Source organism: Nonomuraea sp. NPDC054003 (genome assembly GCF_055585125.1).
Window position 1 is genome coordinate 307354 of the sequence record NZ_JBVJKR010000009.1, and the last position, 19838, is coordinate 327191.

At 71.4% G+C, this 19838-nt stretch carries 23 protein-coding genes; 13 read left to right on the forward strand and 10 right to left on the reverse strand.

The window, feature by feature from the left end; all coding sequences use genetic code 11:
* The first annotated feature begins 59 nt into the window (after nt 1-59).
* The 4 genes from ACZ6YG_RS25170 to ACZ6YG_RS25185 all read left to right on the forward strand — a co-directional run bounded on the left by ACZ6YG_RS25170 (nt 60) and on the right by ACZ6YG_RS25185 (nt 2856).
* The gene (locus ACZ6YG_RS25170) at nt 60-857 is read left to right on the forward strand and encodes an LOG family protein (RefSeq protein WP_148029246.1); all 798 of its coding nucleotides are present in this window, start codon (nt 60-62) and stop codon (nt 855-857) included.
* Nucleotides 858-868: 11 nt separating this feature from the next.
* On the forward strand, nt 869-1453 hold the full coding sequence (locus tag ACZ6YG_RS25175; protein WP_466019356.1) for an LOG family protein: 585 nt from the start codon (nt 869-871) through the stop codon (nt 1451-1453).
* A 69-nt stretch (nt 1454-1522) separates the two neighbouring features.
* Nucleotides 1523-2311 (forward strand): ICP22 family protein, encoded by a 789-nt coding sequence (locus ACZ6YG_RS25180; RefSeq protein WP_148029248.1) that lies wholly within the window; start codon nt 1523-1525, stop codon nt 2309-2311.
* Complete coding sequence (locus ACZ6YG_RS25185) at nt 2308-2856, forward strand: DNA-3-methyladenine glycosylase I (protein ID WP_148029249.1); 549 nt, start codon at nt 2308-2310, stop codon at nt 2854-2856. Before ACZ6YG_RS25180 ends, ACZ6YG_RS25185 begins: the two co-directional genes overlap by 4 nt.
* 12 nt (nt 2857-2868) lie before the next feature.
* On the opposite strand, the gene ACZ6YG_RS25190 is transcribed toward ACZ6YG_RS25185, so the two are convergent.
* Nucleotides 2869-3645 (reverse strand): enoyl-CoA hydratase-related protein, encoded by a 777-nt coding sequence (locus ACZ6YG_RS25190; protein ID WP_148029250.1) that lies wholly within the window; start codon nt 3643-3645, stop codon nt 2869-2871.
* On the reverse strand, nt 3642-4418 hold the full coding sequence (locus tag ACZ6YG_RS25195; RefSeq protein WP_148029251.1) for a PaaX family transcriptional regulator: 777 nt from the start codon (nt 4416-4418) through the stop codon (nt 3642-3644). Before ACZ6YG_RS25195 ends, ACZ6YG_RS25190 begins: the two co-directional genes overlap by 4 nt.
* Before the next feature lie 188 nt (nt 4419-4606).
* Here ACZ6YG_RS25195 and ACZ6YG_RS25200 point away from each other — a divergent pair, with 188 nt between their 5' ends.
* Together ACZ6YG_RS25200 and ACZ6YG_RS25205 are read left to right on the forward strand one after the other, a co-directional pair.
* The gene (locus ACZ6YG_RS25200; protein ID WP_020545024.1) at nt 4607-4774 is read left to right on the forward strand and encodes a DUF3117 domain-containing protein; all 168 of its coding nucleotides are present in this window, start codon (nt 4607-4609) and stop codon (nt 4772-4774) included.
* A gap of 76 nt (nt 4775-4850) precedes the next feature.
* The gene (locus ACZ6YG_RS25205; RefSeq protein WP_397199164.1) at nt 4851-6260 is read left to right on the forward strand and encodes a leucyl aminopeptidase; all 1410 of its coding nucleotides are present in this window, start codon (nt 4851-4853) and stop codon (nt 6258-6260) included.
* A gap of 6 nt (nt 6261-6266) precedes the next feature.
* Here the strand turns inward: ACZ6YG_RS25205 and ACZ6YG_RS25210 are convergent, their stop codons facing one another.
* A complete protein-coding gene (locus ACZ6YG_RS25210; protein ID WP_466019357.1) occupies nt 6267-6905 on the reverse strand; it encodes an O-methyltransferase in 639 nt (212 codons plus the stop codon).
* 248 nt (nt 6906-7153) lie between these two features.
* On the opposite strand from ACZ6YG_RS25210, the gene sigE reads away from it, so the two are divergent.
* The 4 genes from sigE (at nt 7154) to ACZ6YG_RS25230 (ending at nt 10941) form a co-directional block, all read left to right on the forward strand.
* Nucleotides 7154-7723, forward strand: a complete 570-nt coding sequence (sigE, locus tag ACZ6YG_RS25215; protein ID WP_372452411.1) for an RNA polymerase sigma factor SigE — start codon at nt 7154-7156, stop codon at nt 7721-7723.
* A 1-nt stretch (nt 7724) separates the two neighbouring features.
* Nucleotides 7725-8249: an anti-sigma factor family protein gene (locus tag ACZ6YG_RS25220; protein WP_148029255.1), complete on the forward strand. Its 525-nt coding sequence runs from the start codon at nt 7725-7727 to the stop codon at nt 8247-8249.
* A gap of 165 nt (nt 8250-8414) precedes the next feature.
* On the forward strand, nt 8415-10376 hold the full coding sequence (locus ACZ6YG_RS25225) for a S1C family serine protease (RefSeq protein WP_466019358.1): 1962 nt from the start codon (nt 8415-8417) through the stop codon (nt 10374-10376).
* Nucleotides 10377-10587: 211 nt separating this feature from the next.
* Entirely contained in the window at nt 10588-10941 is a 354-nt protein-coding gene (locus ACZ6YG_RS25230; protein WP_148029257.1) for a sec-independent translocase, read from the forward strand.
* Nucleotides 10942-10959: 18 nt separating this feature from the next.
* Here the strand turns inward: ACZ6YG_RS25230 and ACZ6YG_RS25235 are convergent, their stop codons facing one another.
* The 3 genes from ACZ6YG_RS25235 to ACZ6YG_RS25245 all read right to left on the reverse strand — a co-directional run bounded on the left by ACZ6YG_RS25235 (nt 10960) and on the right by ACZ6YG_RS25245 (nt 13951).
* Nucleotides 10960-12099: an Mrp/NBP35 family ATP-binding protein gene (locus ACZ6YG_RS25235; RefSeq protein ID WP_148029258.1), complete on the reverse strand. Its 1140-nt coding sequence runs from the start codon at nt 12097-12099 to the stop codon at nt 10960-10962.
* Nucleotides 12100-12285: 186 nt separating this feature from the next.
* Nucleotides 12286-12753 (reverse strand): DUF1003 domain-containing protein, encoded by a 468-nt coding sequence (locus ACZ6YG_RS25240; protein WP_148029259.1) that lies wholly within the window; start codon nt 12751-12753, stop codon nt 12286-12288.
* 1 nt (nt 12754) lies between these two features.
* Nucleotides 12755-13951, reverse strand: coding sequence for a magnesium transporter MgtE N-terminal domain-containing protein (locus tag ACZ6YG_RS25245; protein ID WP_364231505.1), 1197 nt, complete (start codon nt 13949-13951; stop codon nt 12755-12757).
* A gap of 96 nt (nt 13952-14047) precedes the next feature.
* Between ACZ6YG_RS25245 and ACZ6YG_RS25250 the strand changes: the two genes are divergently transcribed.
* Entirely contained in the window at nt 14048-15019 is a 972-nt protein-coding gene (locus tag ACZ6YG_RS25250; protein WP_466019359.1) for an EamA family transporter, read from the forward strand.
* Here ACZ6YG_RS25250 and ACZ6YG_RS25255 read toward each other — a convergent pair.
* Nucleotides 14947-15348 carry a hypothetical protein gene (locus ACZ6YG_RS25255; protein WP_364231499.1) on the reverse strand — a complete coding sequence of 134 codons (402 nt, stop codon included), beginning with the start codon at nt 15346-15348 and terminating at the stop codon, nt 14947-14949. The genes ACZ6YG_RS25250 and ACZ6YG_RS25255 overlap by 73 nt on opposite strands.
* Before the next feature lie 42 nt (nt 15349-15390).
* Between ACZ6YG_RS25255 and ACZ6YG_RS25260 the strand changes: the two genes are divergently transcribed.
* The gene (locus ACZ6YG_RS25260) at nt 15391-16332 is read left to right on the forward strand and encodes an HpcH/HpaI aldolase/citrate lyase family protein (protein WP_148029261.1); all 942 of its coding nucleotides are present in this window, start codon (nt 15391-15393) and stop codon (nt 16330-16332) included.
* Here ACZ6YG_RS25260 and ACZ6YG_RS25265 read toward each other — a convergent pair.
* Together ACZ6YG_RS25265 and ACZ6YG_RS25270 are read right to left on the reverse strand one after the other, a co-directional pair.
* The gene (locus tag ACZ6YG_RS25265; RefSeq protein WP_148029262.1) at nt 16329-16874 is read right to left on the reverse strand and encodes a DUF6529 family protein; all 546 of its coding nucleotides are present in this window, start codon (nt 16872-16874) and stop codon (nt 16329-16331) included. The two genes, ACZ6YG_RS25260 and ACZ6YG_RS25265, sit on opposite strands and share 4 nt — an antisense overlap.
* Nucleotides 16871-17578, reverse strand: coding sequence for a hypothetical protein (locus ACZ6YG_RS25270; RefSeq protein ID WP_397199161.1), 708 nt, complete (start codon nt 17576-17578; stop codon nt 16871-16873). Before ACZ6YG_RS25270 ends, ACZ6YG_RS25265 begins: the two co-directional genes overlap by 4 nt.
* A 194-nt stretch (nt 17579-17772) precedes the next feature.
* Between ACZ6YG_RS25270 and ACZ6YG_RS25275 the strand changes: the two genes are divergently transcribed.
* Nucleotides 17773-18669: a lysostaphin resistance A-like protein gene (locus ACZ6YG_RS25275; protein WP_466019360.1), complete on the forward strand. Its 897-nt coding sequence runs from the start codon at nt 17773-17775 to the stop codon at nt 18667-18669.
* Nucleotides 18670-19092: 423 nt separating this feature from the next.
* On the opposite strand, the gene ACZ6YG_RS25280 is transcribed toward ACZ6YG_RS25275, so the two are convergent.
* Complete coding sequence (locus ACZ6YG_RS25280) at nt 19093-19281, reverse strand: hypothetical protein (protein ID WP_466019361.1); 189 nt, start codon at nt 19279-19281, stop codon at nt 19093-19095.
* Nucleotides 19282-19838 lie beyond the last annotated feature (557 nt).

The following is a 19838-nucleotide window of genomic DNA, read 5'->3' on the forward strand; positions in this document are numbered from 1 at the left end:
CCCGCAGGGTAGGCAGATACCGGACATCCAGCGAACTGTTGAGGGATAGCGTGGTCCGTATGAGAGCGAATCGCCGCGAACGGCGGCAAGGCCAGGCGGTGGTGCGCGGCAACCTGGTGCCCGAGTCGACCCATGACCAGAGGCTGCTGGCCCGTCAGGGGCCCGCCGACTGGGTGCACCAGGACCCGTGGCGCGTGCTGCGGATCCAGGCGGAGTTCGTCGAGGGCTTCGGCCAGCTGGCCGAGCTCCCCCGCGCGGTCACCGTGTTCGGCTCGGCCAGGACTCCCGCCGACTCGACGGAGTACAAGGTGGGCCGGGAGCTCGGCAGGGCGCTGGCGCAGGCCGGTTTCGCGGTGATCACCGGGGGCGGGCCCGGCGTCATGGAGGCGGCCAACCGGGGCGCCACCGAGGTCGACGGCGGCGTGTCGGTCGGGCTCGGCATCGAGCTGCCGTTCGAGCAGCGTATGAACGACTACGTGGACCTCGGCATCGAGTTCCGCTACTTCTTCGTACGCAAGACCATGTTCGTGAAGTACTCGTGCGGGTTCATCGCGCTGCCGGGCGGGTTCGGCACGCTCGACGAACTGTTCGAGGCGCTCACCCTGGTCCAGACCCACAAGGTCACCAGCTTCCCCGTGGTGCTGATGGGCTCGGAGTTCTGGGGCGGGCTGCTCGACTGGGTCAAGAGCCAGCTGTGCGGCACCGGCAAGATCGCCCCCCACGACCTCGACCTGATCACGGTCACCGACGACGTCGACGAGGCGGTGCGGATCATCACCGACTCCGAGCTGAACCGGTCGCGCCGGCGGGAGGACGAGGAGGAGTCCGTCAGGGCGCAGGTGGCCGAGCCGCAATAGGCTGGCTCTCCGTGAACATCTGCGTCTTCTGCGCCTCAAGCCGGCACATCGACGACAAGTACCTCCACCTGGCGGCCGAGGTGGGGGGTGAGCTGGCCCGGCGCGGCCACACCCTGGTGAGCGGCGGCGCGACCGTCTCCTGCATGGGCGAGGTCACCAGGGCGGCCCGCGCCGCCGGCGGCCGCACGATCGGCGTCATCCCCCAGGTCCTCGTCGAGATCGAGATCGCCGACGAGGATTCCGACGAGCTGATCGTCACGGCCGACATGCGCGAGCGCAAGGGCCAGATGGACGCCAGGTCCGACGCCTTTCTGGTGCTGCCCGGCGGCATCGGCACGCTGGAGGAGCTGTTCGAGATCTGGACGGCCAGGGTGCTCGGGATCCACGACCGTCCCCTGGTGATCCTCGATCCCTGGGGGCTCTACCGGCCGCTCAGGGACCTGGTCAGCGGCATGTACGACGCCGGGTTCACCCGCGCCGGCGTCTTCGACGCCATCTCCTGGACCACCACGGTCGACGAGGCGCTGGCCCATCTCGAAGCCCGCGCGCAGCCCGTCCGGCCGAGCGTGGAGGAGCTGAGCGAGGCCGTCGACTGAGCGTCCGGCTGCGCACCGGGTGGGGCAAGTGCGGGACTCGTGCCCCGGTGGTATGAGTACGATGCCAATGTGCTGCTGGTCATCCTCGCCATCGCCGCGCTCGCCATCCTGGCCGGCGTGGTTCTGGTGTCCCTGGGCAAGGGCGGTGAGCTGACCGAGTTCCCGCCGGACGTGCCGCCGCTCAACCTTCCCGAGGCGGGCAATCTCGCGGCGGTCGACGTCCTGGCGTTGCAGTTGCCGGTCAACCTCATCGGTTACCACACGCAGAGCGTCGACGAGTCACTGCGCCGGATGGCCAACGCCATCAGCGCGCGTGACACCAGGATCGCGATCCTGGAGCAGCGGGTGTCGGAGCTGCTGTCGAGCAGGCTCTACGCCCGCCAGGAGGTCTACGCCGCGCCGGGCAACGGGCCGCGCACCGAGCACGAGCCGCCCGCCTCGCCCCTCGCGCTGACCGCCGAGAGCGGCCCGCCGTCCAACGGTCACGTGCCCCCGTCCGCGCTGGAGGCGCCGGCCGGCGTCGAGCACGAGCCGGTCTCCTGGGTGGGTCCCGACGGCCAGGACCTCGCCGCATCATCCGAACACGACGAGCCCGAAGACCCCGAGACCGAGCAGAGCCCGGCGGAGCGGGACGAGTCTGAACGGTCTGAGACCGAGCAGGGTCTGGCGGAGCGGGACGAGGCCGAGCAGAGCTCGGCGGACCGGGACGAGACGGGCGACGAGACACGGCGACGGTCTTCCGAGGGGTCCGGCGACGCAGGCGAGCTGGTGCGGGTCTTCGGCGGAAAAGACGGCGACGGCGGCGGGGACAAGACCGGCGGCGAAGACGGCGGCAAGGAGGGGGACGGGCGGGCGTGAGCGAGGTGATCCGCTGCTCGTGGGCGGGCATGGCCGACCCGCTCTACCTCGCCTACCACGACGAGGAGTGGGGCCGCCCGGTGCGGGGCGACGACCGGGTCTTCGAGCGGGTGACGCTGGAGGCGTTCCAGTCGGGCCTGTCGTGGCTGACGATCCTGCGCAAGCGGGAGAACTTCCGTGCGGCCTTCGACGGCTTCGCCATCACCAAGGTGGCCGCGTACACCGAGGACGACGTGCGGCGGCTGCTCGCCGACGTGGGCATCGTCCGTAACCGGGCCAAGATCGAGGCCACGGTCGCCAACGCCAGGGCGGCGATGGAGGTGCCGGGCGGCCTATCCGACCTGGTCTGGAAATATGCCGACCCGTCCGCGCCGGTGCCCGCGACCATGGCCGACGTGCCCGCCGTGACCCCCGCGTCCAAGGCGCTGGCCAAGGAGCTGAAGAGCCACGGGTTCAGGTTCGTCGGCCCGACCACCTCGTACGCGCTGATGCAGGCGATCGGGCTGGTCAACGATCACATCAAGGGCTGCGTGGCGCGGGCCTGAGCCCGCGCGCCGTCAGCGGCCGTGGAAGACCGGCTGCTCCTTGGCCAGGAACGACGCCGTGGCCCGCAGGTGGTCGTCGGTGGCCGCGCACGCGTCCTGCAGGTCGGCCTCCAGCGCCAGAGCCTCGGGCAGCGGACGCGCGGCGGCGTGGGCCAGCGCCCGCTTGGTGGCGCCGTAGGCCTTCGTCGGCCCCTGCGCGAGCCGTACGGCCAGCTCGTGCGCGGTCTTGAGCACGTCGTCGGCGGGCACCACGCGGGTGACCATGCCGAGCTCCAGCGCGCGGGCGGCGGTGACGGGCTCGCCGAGCAGCATCAGCTCGGTCGCCCGGCCCAGGCCGACCAGGCGCTGCAGCGTCCACGAGGCGCCCGAGTCGGGCGCCAGCCCGATGCCCGCGAACGCCAGTGCGAACTTGGCCTTCTCCGAGGCGATCCGCAGGTCGCAGGCGAAGGCGAGGGCGGCGCCCGCGCCCGCGGCCACCCCGTTGACCGCCGCGACGACCGGCTGGTCCATCGTGGTGATCAGCTCGATGATCGGGTTGTAGTGCTCGCGCACCGTGTTGTCCAGGCCGCGGCCGGCCTCCAGGTTGGCGGCGTGCTCGCGCAGGTCCTGCCCCGCGCAGAAGGCCCGGCCCGAGCCGGTGAGCAGGACGGCGCGCACGCCGGGGTCGGCCGCCGCCCGCCGCAGCGCGTCCAGCAAGGCGGTCTTGACCTCCGCCGTCAGCGAGTTCATCGCGTCGGGCCGGTCGAGCGTGATGGTGGCGACGGCGTCGGCCACGTCATAACGGATCAATGCAACTCCCTGTCGACGAACGCGGCGGCTGCGGGCAGCAGCCGGGCTGCCTCCTGCTCGAAGAACGCCCTGGCCTTCTCACCCGGCCAGCCCGCGGGCAGCAGCTCGGGCGGCAGGCCGGGGTCACGGAACAGGAAGTTCCGCCATCCGTGCACGAGCTTGCTCCTTGTCGCGAAGACTAGGTCGGGCCTGGCCTGGGCGGGCAGGGCGGTGATCAGTGTGTCGGCCTCGGCGTGCCACTGCTCGTAGGCCTCGCCGATGGCGTCCAGATCCCAGGCCCGCGCCACCAGCTCGCGCGGGTCTCCCTCCAGTGCCGCCTCGAACCTATCGGCCCGCACTCCCTCGCTCTCCAGCAGGTGGTCCAGCTCGGCGGAGGAACGCGGGCCGATCCAGGTGCTCTCGGAAAGCGCCGCGTAGCCGAGGAAGGCCAGCGTGATCCTGATCCGCTCGCGGCGCGGCCGTTCCTTGACGGGCGGGAACACGATCAGGTGCCAGCGGCTGTTCCAGCTCAAGGTTCCGGCTCGGTAAATTCTCAGCGCCGCCTCATCCAGCCGTCTGACGCACTTCGGGGTGAGACCGTAGCCGGGCCCGCGCGGCAGCCGGACCGGCCGCAGCCAGCCCTGCCTGACCATGCGGGAAACGGCTGTACGCACGGCCGGTGCGGCGATTTCCAGGGGTTTCATCAATCGGACGAGAGCGGCCACGGACGCCTGCCCACCGCGAGAGCGCAGGTGGTCTCCATACAGGTCGAACAGAGCGGCGCGTGCGTGCACGAAGTCCAGTTTGGAGGGCTTCGCCCCGCTCGACAACGCATTCTGGGAGGAGATCGTTACCCATGAGGGCTCTCGATGCGGGAGAATAGGACATCACAGAAGACGTGAATACGCCGACCACCCGTTTCGGGAGGTCGGAGGTCGGAGATCGCGGGCCGCGGGAGCCCAAGGCAGGAAGGGATGCACGCATGGCGGCGATGAAGCCGCGGACCGGCGATGGTCCGCTCGAGGTCACCAAGGAAGGGCGCGGCATTGTCATGCGGGTCCCCCTGGAGGGGGGCGGACGGCTCGTCGTGGAGATCTCCGCGGACGAGGCCAAGGCTCTCGGCGAAGCGTTGAAGAACGTCGTCGGCTAGAGCTTCCGACCGATCTTCACCCCACGGCCCTGGCGTGCACCCGCGTGCCAGGGTCGCCGACGTATGAGGAGAGAACGTGCCGATCGAGACCGCTGCCTCGGTGGTCGCCCAGGTTCCCGACGACGCCCCGCTGCTGGCCGTCCCCTACGACTCCGCGCTCGCCCCGGCGCTCCAGCTCGACCTGCACGTGCCGGTCGCCGGGCTGCTCGCGCACTACGAGGCCGAGGGAGAAGCGGGCGAGGTCGTCGAGGTCCCGGTGGCCAGGGGCGACGGCGTCGGCCGCGTCCTCCTCTACGGGGTGGGCGACGGATCTCCGCGAGCCCTGCGCAAGGCCGCGGCCACGCTGACCCGCCGCGCCCGCGGCAAGGAGTCGCTGGCCGTGGTCACGCCCGAGGGCGACCCGCGGGCCTTCGCCGAGGCCGCGCTGCTGGCCGCCTACTCGTTCAAGATCGGTTCGGCGGGCAAGCGGCCGGTGGGCGCGATCACCTTCGTCGGCGCCGACGAGGAGCAGGTCCGCAGGGGCGAGAGCGTGGCGCGGGCCGTCGCGCTGGCCCGCGACCTGGCCAACATGCCGTCGTCGGTCAAGGGCCCGTCGTGGCTGGCCGAGCGGGCCGCCGAGCAGGGCGTTCCGATTCGCGTCTGGGACGAGGAGCAGCTCCAGGCCGAGGGGTTCGGCGGCCTCCTGGCCGTCGGCCGCGGCTCGGCCCGCCCGCCGCGGCTCATCCAGCTCTCCTACACTCCCGACGAGCCCGCCGAGCGCCACGTGGTGCTGGTCGGCAAGGGCATCACCTTCGACTCGGGCGGGCTGTCGCTCAAGCCCACCGAGAACATGAAGACGCAGAAGACCGACATGGCCGGCGGCGCCGTGGTGATCGCCGTGATGGGCGCGCTGGCCCGGCTCGGCCTCCCGATCCGGGTGACGGGCCTGGTGGCCGCCGCCGAGAACATGCCGTCCGGCACGGCCCAGCGCCCCGGCGACGTGATCAGACCGTACGGCGGGCGCACCGTCGAGGTGCTCAACACCGACGCCGAGGGGCGCCTGGTGCTGGCCGACGCGCTCGCCTACGCCGACGCCCGGCTCGACCCCGACGTGGTCGTCGACGTCGCCACGCTCACCGGCGCCGTCACCGTCGCGCTCGGCCGCCACCGCGGCGGCCTCTACGCCTCCGACGACGAGCTGGCCAAGCGGCTGCTGGAGGCCGGGGAGGCCAGCGGCGACCGGCTGTGGCGGCTGCCGCTGATCGACGACTACGCCGGGGCGCTGGAGTCGCCGGTGGCCGATCTGGCCAACGTCGAGATCGGCTCCCGTTACGGCGCCGGTTCGATCACGGCCGCGCTGTTCCTGCGCGAGTTCGCCGGCGACCGGCCGTGGGCCCACCTCGACATCGCCGGGGTGGGGCGGAGCACGGTCGACGAAGGGCTCCTGACCAAGGGCGCCACCGGGTTCGGCGTGCGCGTGCTGCTGGAGTGGCTGTCCGGGCTGTGACGCGCCTCAGCCGGAGACCTTGACCGCGGCCAGCAGGCCGTCGCCGAGCGGTATGAGCACCGACCGCAGCCGGTCGTCGGCCTGCACGAGCTTGCCCAGCTCGCGCAGCGACACGGTGTCGGGGTCGCGCTGGGCGGGGTCGGCCACCCGGTGGTGCCAGAGCACGTTGTCGAAGGCCACGATGCCGCCGACGCGGAGCAGGCGGATCGCCTCGGAGAGATAGTCGGCGTACTCCTGCTTGGCCGCGTCGGCGAAGACCAGGTCGTAGCCGCCGTCGGAGAGCCGCGGCAGCACGTCGAGCGCCCGCCCGGTGATCAGCCGCACCCGGCCGCCCGAGAAGCCCGCCTCCGCGAACGCCTGCCGGGCGAGCCGCTGGTGCTCGGGCTCGACGTCGACGCTCGTGAGCGTGCCGTCGGCGCGCATGCCCCGCAGCAGCCACAGCCCCGAGACGCCGCAGCCGGTGCCGACCTCGACCACCGACTTGGCGTTGATCGCGGTGGCGAGGAAGCGGAGCGCCGCGCCGCCGCCGGGAAGGATGGGCGGGGCACCCATCTCCAGCCCGCGCTGCCGCGCCGCGTGCAGGATCTCATCCTCGTGATGAAACTGCTCCGCATAGGCCAGAGTGGCCTCCAACGGACTGGTCATCGGCCTCCTCCCCCCACTTTCGTGCGATTGGTCACCGATCGCAGCCTAGGGGAGTAGTGCCGGGACGGGAACTCAGGAGGGCCTCGAGGCGTTGCAGGTTTAAACGGGCTTTGCCGGTCCGGATGGCAGTGAGTGCGCACGAAGGGACAAAACCAGGCACTATGACGGTAGCGGTGGTCCCAGAGAGAGGAGTGCTGGTGGACGAAAGTGACCACCAGGCCGATACTCCGTTGTCCGATGTCCCCGGCATGGTCCCCGAACCGGAATGGACCCCTCCCACCTGGGAGGAAGTGGTGCGGACCCACTCCGCGCGTGTCTACCGGCTGGCGTACCGTCTCACCGGCAACGTCCACGACGCGGAGGATCTGACCCAGGAGGTCTTCGTCCGGGTCTTCCGATCTTTGTCCAGTTACACCCCCGGCACGTTCGAGGGCTGGCTGCACCGGATCACGACCAACCTGTTCCTCGACATGGCGCGGCGCAAGCAGCGCATCAGGTTCGAGGGACTGGCCGACGACGCGGCCGAGCGGCTTCGCGGCCGGGAGCCGTCGCCGGCGCAGGCCCTGCACGACGCTCACCTGGAGCCTGACATCCAGGCCGCTCTCGACGCGCTCGCACCCGAGTTCCGGGCGGCGATCGTGCTGTGTGACATCGAGGGATTGTCCTACGAAGAGATCGCGGCCACGCTCGGCGTCAAGCTGGGAACGGTCAGAAGCCGGATTCACCGTGGCCGGGCACAGTTGCGCGAGGCGCTCGAACATCGGGCACCCCGTAATTCCCAACTCCCCCCGACCGTAACCCGTGGGGAGGAAGTCTGACATGGCTCACCTTGAAGAACGCATATCCGCGCTCGTCGACGGCGAACTCAATCACGCCGAGCGAGAGCGCGCGCTGGCCCACCTGACGTTCTGCGCCGACTGCAGGAGAGAAGTGGAGTCGGTGCGGGCGCTCAAGTCCCGCCTGCGCTCGCTGGAGACCCCCGCGCTGCCCGCGGACCTCACCATGTCGCTGCTGCGCATGGCCGAGCCCGGCGGTCCGCTGCCGCCCAGGGAGCGGCCTTTCCCTACGCGTACGTTCGGAGGGGTGCCCATCCCGGGGCCGCACAGCATCGCCCCTTTGGACAACCGGCCCCGAAGGAACGGCACTGGTGGCGCCTCCTCGGGCCCTGGCCGCGCGACTAGGCGCGGCACGTACGTCGCGGTCAGCGTCGTGTCGGCGGCCGTGGCGCTCGGCACGTTCTTCGCCGTATCCGGCGTCGGGCAGAACACCCAGACCCCGCCGGTCGAGCTCGTCAAGCGCGTGCAGCCGACGCCCACGGGCGCGCCGTCCACCGCCACTCCTTGAGACCGATCCCGGCTGGGATACTCGTGATGGCGTAGTCCATGGCGTGAGGGGCATACGATCTGAGATCGGGATATGTCAGGAGAATCGGGCTGACAATTGCTTTACAGCACCCGTATGCCGTACAGACCATGGTTGCGGTGTCGTGAGCAAGGAGTGGTGGATTAGATGACCGACGAGACGCGCCCCGAAGGACGCACGCCGTCGGGACACCCTGAGCCACAGGGCCGGCCGGAGTTCCTCCCCGCCGGAGACCGGCAGGACGGGCGGCCGCCCACCCCCGGCGGTGACGACGCCGGCGAGACCTCCGTCTTCGGCACCTCCCACCCCTACGACGAGCCGGCCCGCCCGGGCGACACCCGCGCGTACGAGCCCCCCGGCCCGCCCCCCGCCTTCGGCCACCCCAGCGGCGAGAGCCCGTCCTTCGGCAACCCGAGCGGCGAACGCCCCTCTTTCGGACACCCCGGCGGCGAAGGCCCGTCCTTCGGTCATCCGGGCGGCGAGCGTCCGTCCTTCGGCAACCCGAGCGGCGAGGGTCCGTCCTTCGGTCATCCAGGTGGCGAAGGCTCGCCCTACGGCGAGTCACCCCGCTTCGGCGACTCAGGCGAGGGCCCGCCCTTCGGGCATCCGAGTGGTGAGCGTCCCTCTTTCGGGCACCCCGGTGGTGAAGGCCCCGGTTTCGGCAACCCCGGTGGCGAGCGTCCGACCTTCGGGCATCCGGGTGGGGAAGGACCGGCTTTCGGCAACCCCGGCGGCGAAGGTTCGTCCTTCGGGCATCCCGGTGGCGAAGGACCGCGCTTCGGTGGCCCGGCCGGCGAGAACGCGTACGCGACCGGCGAGTGGCCGTTCTTCGGCAGCGGCGAGAAGCGCCCCGGCTCCTTCACCAACCCCAGCGGCGAGGGCCCGTTCGGCGGGAGCGGCCCGCCGCCGCCGCCGAACGCCCTGCCCATGGGCGCCAACTGGGCGCCGCCGCCCGGCGCCACCAGGGTCGCGGCCCCCCGCCGCGGCCCCAGCACCCCGATGCTGCTCGTGCTGGCCCTGGTCGTCGCCCTGGTCGCATCCGGGCTCGGCAGCGTCGGCACCTACCTGCTGACCCGCCCGAGCGGCAGCACCGACCCCTCCTACAGCCTCGGCCCCATCCCCACGGGCAACGTCGACCGCGCCCCCACCTCCGTCGCCGGCGTGGCCGCGCGGGTGCTGCCCAGCGTGGTCTCGCTGGAGGTCGGCAACGGCAGCAACACCGAGGGCGCCTCCGGCTCCGGGTTCCTGATCAAGAACGGGTACGTGGTGACGAACAACCACGTGGTCGCCCTGGCCGCCGGCGGCGGCGACATCAAGATCATGTTCAACAACCGCAAGACCACGACGGCCCGCATCGTCGGCCGCGACCCCGGCTCCGACCTCGCGGTGCTCAAGCCCGAGGAGACGTTCGGCACTCCCGAGATCACGCTCGGCAACTCCGACCAGGTGGTCGTGGGCGACCCCGTCATCGCGATCGGCTCGCCGCTGGGCCTGACCGGCACCGTCACCACCGGCATCGTCAGCTCGCTCAACCGGCCGGTCATCGCCGGCGACGAGAGCGGCGGGGGCGGCGAGGAGACCGCGTACATCAGCGCCATCCAGACCGACGCCGCCATCAACCCCGGCAACTCGGGCGGCCCGCTCGTCAACGGCCGCGGCGAGGTCGTCGGCGTCAACTCGGCGATCGCCACCCTCAGCCGGTCCATGACGAGCCAGAGCGGCAGCATCGGCCTCGGCTTCGCCATCCCGGTCAACCAGACGCGCCGCGTCGCCGAGGAGCTCATCACCACCGGCAAGGCCAAGCGTCCCAAGATCGGCATCGTGCTCGACACCGAATACCGCGGCGAGGGCGTACGCATCGCTTCCGGCATCCAGAACGGCCGCCCGCCGATCGACGAGGGCGGCCCGGCGGAGAAGGCCGGGCTCAAGCCCGGCGACATCATCCTTGAGGTCGACGGCCTGCGCCTCCAGGACGGCAACGAGCTCATCGCGCTGATCCGCAGCAAGGCGCCGGGCGCGAAGATCAACATCAAGTACGAGCGCGACAACGAGGAACGCACGGCCACCCTCGTGGTCAGCGCCGACGCTCCCACGCCTACTCCGTCCTGATCTCGCGCGCTCCCGCCGTAGGGGAACTCCCTCGGGTGAGGCGCTGTGACGCGTGCCTCCGGCCCGCTCGGCTGAAAAGCCGGGGGAGGTCCTGGAGCCTCTTCGGAGGCGGGATTCGTCCGCGAGGAGGAGACCGAGCTACCCGTTAGAGCCCTTAGTCTGTGGGATAGCCGGGGTTGTCCCCGGGGCGGTTGACTGCTTGGAGCTGACGGTGTTCGGACTTGGCTGGCTGGAAGTCGGCGCGCTGATCATTATCGCGCTGCTGGTCTTCGGCCCGGATAAGCTGCCCCAGGCGGCTTCCCAGGCCGGGAAGACCCTGCGCAACCTGCGCCGCATGGCCAACAACGCGCGTGACGACCTGCGGGCCGGCCTGGGGCCCGAGTTCTCCAATTTCGACCCGGCCGACCTCAATCCGCGCAACTTCGTCCGCAAGCATCTGCTGGAGGACGACGAGGACGACTGGAAGAAGCCGGCCGCGGCCGAGCTGGAGCCCGCCGACACCGTCCCGGTGGGCGGCGAGCTGGGCGTGGGCGAGATCCCCCCGTACGACAACGAGGCGACCTGACCCACGCCCGTCGCGGGGTCAGCCCCGGTTGGGCGAGAGCCCGAGCTGCATGCCCTTGAGGCTCGACGAGCGCTTGCCGAGCGTGGCCGCGATCGAGCGGAGCTGCGTCGCGGCGGGGGAGTCGGGGTCGGTGAGCACCAGCGGCTTGCCTTCGTCGCCGCCCTCGCGCAGCCGCAGGTCGATCGGGACCTGGCCGAGCAGCGGCACGCGCGCGCCGAGGATGCGGGTCAGCGCGTCGGCGACCGTCTGGCCGCCGCCCTCGCCGAAGACGGCGATGCGCTCGTCACAGTGGGGGCAGGGCAGCCAGGCCATGTTCTCGATGACGCCGGCGATCTGCTGGTGGGTCTGCGCCGCGATGGAGCCGGCCCGCTCGGCCACCTCGGCGGCGGCCATCTGCGGGGTGGTGACGACCAGGATCTCGGCCCCGGGCAGCCGCTGGGCCACCGAGATCGCGATGTCGCCGGTGCCGGGCGGCAGGTCGAGCAGCAGGACGTCCAGGTCGCCCCAGTAGACGTCGGCGAGGAACTGGTGGAGCGCCCGGTCGAGCATCGGCCCGCGCCACACGACGGGGGTGTTGCCCTCGGGCTTGAACATGCCGACCGAGATGACCTTGATGTCATGGGCCATCGGCGGCATGATCATGTCTTCGACCTTGGTGGGCCGCTCGGCCGCGCCCAGCATGCGGGGGACGCTGTGGCCGTAGATGTCGGCGTCGACGATGCCGACCTTCATCCCGCTCGCGGCCATGGCGGCGGCGAGGTTGACCGTCACGGACGACTTGCCGACGCCGCCCTTGCCGCTGGCCACCGCGAAGACGCGGGTCAGCGAGCCGGGCTTGTTGAACGGGATCTCCTTCTCGGGACCCCGGTCGCCGCGGAGCTTGGTCTGCAGCTCCTTGCGCTGCTCCTGGCTCATCACGTCGAGTTCGAGCTCGACGGCGCTGACGCCGTCGACCTTGGCGACCGCGGCGGTGACGTCGCGCCGGATGGTGTCCTTCATCGGGCAGCCGGCGACCGTGAGGTAGACGCCGACGCGCACCTTGCCGTCTGCGGCGATGTCGACGCCCTTGACCATGCCGAGGTCGGTGATCGGGCGGCGGATCTCGGGGTCGATGACGGTGGCGAGGGCGGCCGTCACCTGGTCCTGGGTTGGTGCCATCGAAGTCTCGGCACGCCCGGATGAGGGGGTGCCGTCCCTCCTTTGCCGGTATATGTGTGACAGGCGCTGGACGCCAGTTGAGGATGCCCCTCCATGGTATGAACCTGGAAGCCGGTCCCGTTAATCCAGTCGGATCCGTCGGTTTTCCGGGCAGCCCTCCAAGGTTACTCCCTGGCTCCCACGGCGTCAGCGCCGCTCCTTGAGCTCCTCGCCCAGCCGCTGGAGTTCGGAGCGCAGGTAGTCGCGGGTCGTCACCTCGCCGAGCGCCAGCCGCAGCCCGGCGATCTCGCGGGTGAGGTACTCGACGTCGGCGCGGTTGCGCTCGCCCGTCTCCCGGTCCTGCTCGTACTGGACGCGGTCGCGGTCGTCCTGCCGGTTCTGCGCGAGCAGGATGAGCGGGGCCGCGTACGAGGCCTGCAGCGACAGCATGAGCGTGAGGAAGATGAACGGGTACGGGTCGAACTGGAACCGGGCCGGGGCGGCGACGTTCCAGCTCACCCAGACCGCCACGAACACGGTCATGTAGACCAGGAAGCGCGCGGTGCCGAGGAAGCGGGCGATGCGCTCCGCCAGCCGCCCGAACACCTCGGGGTCGTAGTGCGGGCGCAGCGAGCGGCGCAGTTCGCGGGGCTGGTCCAGGCGTTCGGTGGTCACGTCAGAGCCTCTCGCGCCAGTCTTCGGGCAGCAGATGGTCGAGGACGTCGTCGACGGTCACCGCGCCGACGAGCCGGGCGTGCTCGTCGACGACCGGGGCCGCGACGAGGTTGTAGAAGGCCAGGTAGGCGGCCACGTCGTGGAGCGGCAAGTCCGGTTTGATCGGGTCGATCGACGGGTCGATGACGCTGCCGAGGAGGGTGGAGGGCGGGTCGCGGAGCAGCCGCTGGAAGTGGCTCATGCCGAGGTAGCGGCCGGTCGGGGTCTCGTTGGGCGGCCGGGTGATGAACACCTGGGCCGCCACCGAGGGAGTCAGCTCCTTCTGCCGGACGTGCGCGAGCGCCTCGGCGACCGTGCTGGTCGGCGGCAGGATGACCGGATCGGTGGTCATCAGGCCGCCGGCGGTGTCGTGCGGGTAGGTGAGCAGCCGCCGCACCGGGGCGGCCTCCTCCGGCTCCATCAGCGCCAACAGCGCGGCCGCCTGCTCCGGGGGCAGGTCGTGGAGCAGGTCGGCGGCGTCGTCGGGGCCCATCTCCTCCAGCACGTCGGCGGCCCGCTCCGGTTCGAGCGTGCGCAGGATGCCGACCTGGTCGCCGGGCGGCAGCTCCTCCAGCACGTCGGCCAGCCGGTTGTCGTCGAGCGCGCGGGCCACCTCCTCGCGCCTCTTGCCGGACAGCTCGTGCAGCGCGCTGGCCAGGTCGGCGGCGCGCAGCGACTCGAACGAGGCGATCAGCCCGGCGGCGCCCTGGTCCTTCTGCAGGATGTCGAAGCCCGACACCTCGCTCCAGTCGACCACCCGCGCGTCACGCCGCCTGCCCCGGTGGACCGCGATCCGGGTCACCTGCCACTCGGACCGCTTGACCTCGGCGACGGCCACGTCGTAGACGGTCATCGGCTCGCCGTCGACCCGCACGGTCAAGTCGAGCATCTCGCCGATCACCAGGGTCTCGGTGGGCCGCTGCTCGAACCGGCGGACGTTGAGCCTGCCGGTGAAGATCACCGCGCCCGCCTGGATGCCCCGTACGCGGGTGATGGGCAGGAACACCCGGCGGCGCGGGCGGACCTCGACCACCATGCCGTGCACCCGGGGCGGGCGCGTGCCGCGCAGCCCGACCACCACGTCTCTAATGCGCCCGATCTGGTCGCCCGCCGGGTCGAAGACCGGCGTGCCTGCCAGGCGGGCGACAAAGATCTGCACGTCAGCAGGCTAACAGTGCTATGGCATTGCGCCGCGGACCCCCGGCGTGTCAGTATCAAACCCGCTAAACAGTGATTACTTCTCACGGGGGTTCGCGTGCGCTACGCGGGACTCGCGATGGCGTTCGCGTCCTCGCTCTGCTTCGCCTTCTCCGGGCCCATGGCCAAGTATCTCAACGAGGCCGGCCTGGCGCCGCTGGAGGCGGTCTGGGTGCGGATGGCCGGCGCCGGGCTGCTGCTGCTCGCCGTGCTGGCCGTGGTGAAGCCGTCCGCGCTGCGGATCGCCCGCTCGCGGCTCCCGTTCTTCGCGGTGTACGCGATCGTCGCCGTCGCCGGTGTGCAGTCACTGTACTTCGCGGCCATCACCCGGCTGCCCGTGGGGATCGCCCTGCTGCTGGAGTTCATGGCGCCGGTGATGGTGGTGGCGTGGGTGCGGATCGTGCGCAAGATCCGGCTGGCCAGGGCCGCCTATATCGGCGCGGTCATGGCCGTGGCCGGGCTGGCCATCGTGGTCGAGGCCTGGGAGGGCATCCGGCTGGACGCGATCGGGCTGGTGCTGGCGCTGATGGCCGGGGCGTGCTGCGCCGGATATTTCCTGATGAGCGATAGCTTCGGGGACGACGTCGACCCGCTCGGCCTGATCGCCTGGGGCATGACCGGCGCCGCCGTCGTGCTCGCCCCGATCTCCCAGCCCTGGAACATCCCCTGGGACGCCTTCACCCTGACCGTCGCGCCGGCCGGCGGCGCCACGCTCCCGGTGCTCGGCGCGTACCTCTGGATGGTGCTGGCCGCCACCGTCGTCGCCTACATCCTCGGGGTGAACGCGGTGCGCAGGCTCTCGGCGGCCGTGGGCGCGACCGTCGCCTCGCTGGAGGTCATCGCCGGCGCGGTCGTGGCCTGGCTGCTGCTCGGCCAGGCGCTCGGCGCGTATCAGATCCTGGGCGGGGCCATCGTGCTGACGGGCGCGCTCCTCGCGCAGACCGCGACCGTCAGCCGTCAGGCGCCCGCGCTCGCCGAGCCGGTCGCGCCCGTGGACGTGGGCGTGAGCCGCAGCACCGTCGACTCCTGAGCCCAGCGCCCGGGCAGGCCCTCGCTGTCGCGGGCGTTGAGCCGCTCCTTGGCCAGCACGGCCACCACCTCGGGCGCCGCCGCCTGATCGACGACCGCCACGGCGGCGTCGAACTCCACCAGCCGGGCCCCGTTGTCCTTGCTGCGCAGCGTGACCCGTACGCGCTCACGGCTGGTCAGCCCCGGCAGCTCCTGCTCCTCGCCGCCGGTCACCAGATAGATCGCGCCGTCGTGCCACGCGTGCCAGGCCAGTCGCGGCCGGTCGAGATCGAGCCAGAGGATGCCGGACTTCTTGGCGCCCTCCTCGATTGCCAGGGTGTTGTCGGTCACAGCTTGAATGTAACCGGCCCGGGTGCCGTTACGGTGTGGCTCATGTTGCGTTCGCGTAGATCCGTCCTGGCCGTGCCCGGTAGCAACCCCCGGTTCGTGGAGAAGGCCCGCGGCCTGCCCGTCGACGAGGTGTTCCTGGACCTGGAGGACGCGGTCGCGCCGCTGGCCAAGGAGGAGGCGCGGCGCAACGTGGTGGCCGCGCTGCGCGAGGGCGGCTGGGACGGCAAGACCGTCGCGGTGCGGGTCAACGACCTGGCGACGCAGTGGGCGTACAAGGACGTGATCGAGGTCGTCGAGGGCGCCGGCGACCGGCTCGACTGCCTGATCCTGCCCAAGGTGCAGGACCCGACCGAGGTCGTGTGGCTCGACACGCTGCTCACGCAGATCGAGAAGGCCATGGGTTACGAACCCGGCAGGATCGGCATCGAGGCGCAGATCGAGAACGCGCGCGGGCTGGTGAACGCCGACGCCATCGCGGGCTCGTCCGGACGGCTGGAGACGCTGGTCTTCGGGCCGGCCGACTTCATGGCCTCGATCAACATGCGCACCCTCGTGGTGGGCGAGCAGCCGCCCGGTTACGAGGAGGGCGACGCCTACCACTACATCCTCATGCGCCTGCTCATGGCCGCCCGTACGCATGACCTCCAGGTCATCGACGGCCCCTACCTGCAGATCAAGGACGTCGACGGGTTCCGCAGGGCCGCCCGCCGCTCGGCCGCGCTCGGCTACGACGGCAAGTGGGTGCTCCACCCGCTGCAGGTCGACGCGGCCAACGAGGTGTTCTCGCCGCCGCAGGACGACTACGACCGCGCGGAGCTCATCCTCGACGCGTACGAGCACTACACGACGGTCGAGAAGCGCGGCGCGGCCATGCTCGGCGACGAGATGATCGACGAGGCGTCCAGGAAGATGGCGCTCGTCGTCGCGGCCAAGGGACGGGCCGCCGGGCTGAAGCGCACCACGCGCTTCAGCCCGGAGGGTTAGACCTTCAGCCCGACCGCGGTGAAGAACCAGAACGACGAGGTCAGCCAGAGACCGACGAGCGCGGCGAACACCAGCCCGCCGATCACCGGCAGGGTCCAGCCGGGGGCGTCCTCCTTGCGCAGGGCCAGCATCTTCGTGGTGAACACCCCGTAGAAGAAGCAGCCGAGCAGCGAGTGGACCATCACCCTCGGCACGTCGTACTGCAGGCCGAGCGCGTACAGGCAGTGGAAGGCCACCGGGATCGTGAGCAGGAACGCCAGCCTGCCCGACCACCGGTGGACCCCGGCGGGGATGTCCACCCCGAGCTTGCCCCACATCGACAGGGCCGAGACGACCTGCACCACGGCCAGCGCCGCCGAGGCCGTGGTCAGCCAGACCTTCATCGGCAGCGCGGCCGAGAAGCCCGCGACGCCGACGGCGAAGCCGGTGGGGGCGTGCACGCGCCCGTACACGCCGAGCGCGACCATGAGGACGCCGCCGGCCAGCAGCGGCACCAGCAGCGAGACGGCGCCGCGGGCGGGGCGGTGGTGGAGGGCGGTCATGACATCTCCTCGATGAAGCCGTCGACGTCCTCGGGGGTGACGGTGGCCCCGTTGACGGAGACGGGGCTGGTCGGGTCGTCGCCGTCGAGCCGCGGGATGTCCACCGGCTCGCCGTCCTGGGAGGCGGCGCCGACCTGCGTGTAGCCGCCCGACGGGTTCCTCACCACGATCCAGCCCGCGCGGACCTGGGCGCCCCTGACGACGGCGCTGGCCCGGTACAGGCCTGAGGGCTTCTTGGCGGTGCCGGCGACGAAGCTCCACTTCCTGCCGCCGACGGCGACCTGCCCTTCGGCCCCGCCGTCGCCGAGCTCGGCCTTGACCGTGGCCTTCCCCGAGCCCTTCAGGGTCAGCCGGTCGCTGGTCGCGTTCCCCTTGAACCAGGCCTCGGTTTTGCCGTCGCAGAAGTATCCGACGGCCTTGCCGTCGCGGATCGAGATCGCGATGAGGCCGCCGTTGTCCTTCACCCGGCCCGCGTAGTCGGCCTTCTCCGGGACGAGCGGCTCCGGCTCCTCGAACGTCGGCGTCTCACTGGGCGAGGGCTCGGCCGCGGCCGTCTCCTCGCCGGTTTCCGGTGATCGCGTCGCCTCATCGGCGGTGGCGACGGCCTGCTCCGCCGCCGGCGCCGCGGTGATGCTGGCGACACCCAGCCCCGCGGCGAGCACCGCGCCCGCCGCCAGGGTGACGATAGGTCCCAGCCTTGACATGGCTTGCTCCCAGGGTCGACATGCGTACGTCCCGAGCATCCGCCGAAAAGGCCGCGCCGTCTGTGAACTATTGCGCACCGGATGGACAGAATATGGAGATGCAGGATAATCCCGAGCCTTCACCAGGCCCTTACGGCGGTCCGCCGGCGGGCTATTACCCGTACCCGCCGCCACGACCGTCCTGGTACGCGCCCGTGCCGCATGACGCGCGGTACGACCAGCTCGCCAGGACCCCGGTCAGCCGGGTGTGGCGGCAGGTCGTGGGCACCCTCGCGGTCGCGGCCGCGTTCTTCGTCATCGGCGCGATCGTGCTGCTGGCGGGGGTGATCATCGGGGCCGTCCTGGGCATCCCGCAGCCCGAGCGGCCCGAGCAGATCTCCGGCGATCCGGTGTACGGGATGATCCTGCTGCTGTTGTCGATCGCGGCCGTGCTGCCGGTGGTGTTCGGCGTGGCCGCCTTGGTGCAGCGGCGGCGGCCGGGGACGCTCTCGTCCGTGGCCGGGCGGGTGCGCTGGTCGTGGCTGCTGATCTGCGTGGGCGCGGCCGTGCTGTCGATGGTGCTGGCCCAGATCGCCCAGGTGGTCCTGCTGGTCGCCACGGGGGAGCGGACCGAGGGCATCTTCGGGTGGACCGGGTGGGAGCGGTTCCTGCCGGCGCTCGTCGTCATCGTGCTGCTCGTGCCTTTCCAGGCGGCCACCGAGGAGTACCTGTTCCGGGGGTGGCTGCTGCAGGCGTTCGGGGCTCACCTGCGCAACCCGTGGTGGGGGATCGTGATCAGCTCGGTGCTGTTCGCGTCGTTGCACGGATACCAGTGGGCGGGGCTGCTCGACGTGTTCGCCTTCGGCCTGGCCATGGCGGTCCTGACGGTGTGGACCGGCGGGCTGGAGGCGGCCATAGCGCTGCACGTGCTGAACAACACGGTGGCGTTCGGCATCAGCGCGGCGGCGGGGCAGCTGGACCAGGCGCTGGATCAGGCGTCGGTGCCGGTGCCGTGGCAGTCGCTCGTGGGGACCGTCGTGCAGTTGGGAGTGTTCATCCTCCTGGTGCTCTATTTCGCTAAAAAGCGGTCAGTCAGCACTACTTCTGGATAAATCGACCGGTGGGTGTCGGGAATCTCGCTAGAGAGGTCTCGCCATTCCGGCTCCGGCGTGCTGGTCTGGTTCTTGTGGACTCGGGCGTACGAGATGAGGGGTGATCGTTTCGGGTGGCGGGGTAGGAGTAGTCGTTGTGCGAGCGATCCTGTGGCGCGATGCCGGGGAGGGGGCGCGAAGGTCGAAATTAGTCGATATAGCGCATATGTTCGGATAAGTCATCCTTGGAACGGTCCCCCTGTTCCTTCCGGTTCCGCCGAGCAGACTCGAACCCGACCCTTCGAGCCGACCGGCCCGCCCGCTCCGGGCCCCGTCCCGCTCGACCCGTCCGACTAGGAGGTACGGCGCGTGGCCTCCGGCGCCAGTGACCAGCATCGGCAGCCGCCAGACGACCCTCGTCCCGGCGACGCCACAGCCCCGGACTCACCCCCCGCCGACGAACCCACCTCCCCCGGCCAGGGAACCCCCGACGACGCGCTCGCGCCGGGCGCGGGAGTTCTCGGCGACGTACTCAGGCCCGGCCCGGGAACTCCCGGCGACGTGCTCGCGCCCGGCCCGGGAGCCTCCGACGACGTGGTCGCGCCCGGCCCGGGCGGCGCCCCGTCCGACCACGCCGGACTGGAGGCCTTCGGCCGCGGCGAGCCCGTCCCGCCGGCTGAGTCCTCAGCCCCGGGCGGTGCGCATGCGCGGGAGCCGCGCATCCGGCACAGTCCGCCGGGGCCGACGGACGACCGGGCGCGCGGATTACCGCTGACCTCGCCCTGGGGGATGCCGCCGTTCGCCGCGCCCACCCCGGAGGACGAGCCCCAGGAGCTCCCCAAGGGCCGCCGCCCGTACAGCTCCCCCACCGCGGAGCCGGACACGGAACCCAGGAGTCGCCGCCGCACGGTCAACCGCCCCGACAAGCTCGTGGCCAGCGGCCCCCCACGCCCCATCCCGCCACCCCCCGGTCCGCCACAAGAGCCCGAGCCTTCCCCGCCCGGCGAGGGGGCGGGGAAGGCCCTCGGCTCCCCCCATGACACCACCGGCACCCATCCCGATGCCGTCGCCGCCGGGAACAACCCCCCCACGGAAGCGGAGCCCGCCCCCGAAACCCGGACCAGGCGAGACGCCCGCACGGCCCCGTACGGAATCGCCCACCAGCCTCCGGCGCCAGACCGAGGAGACGA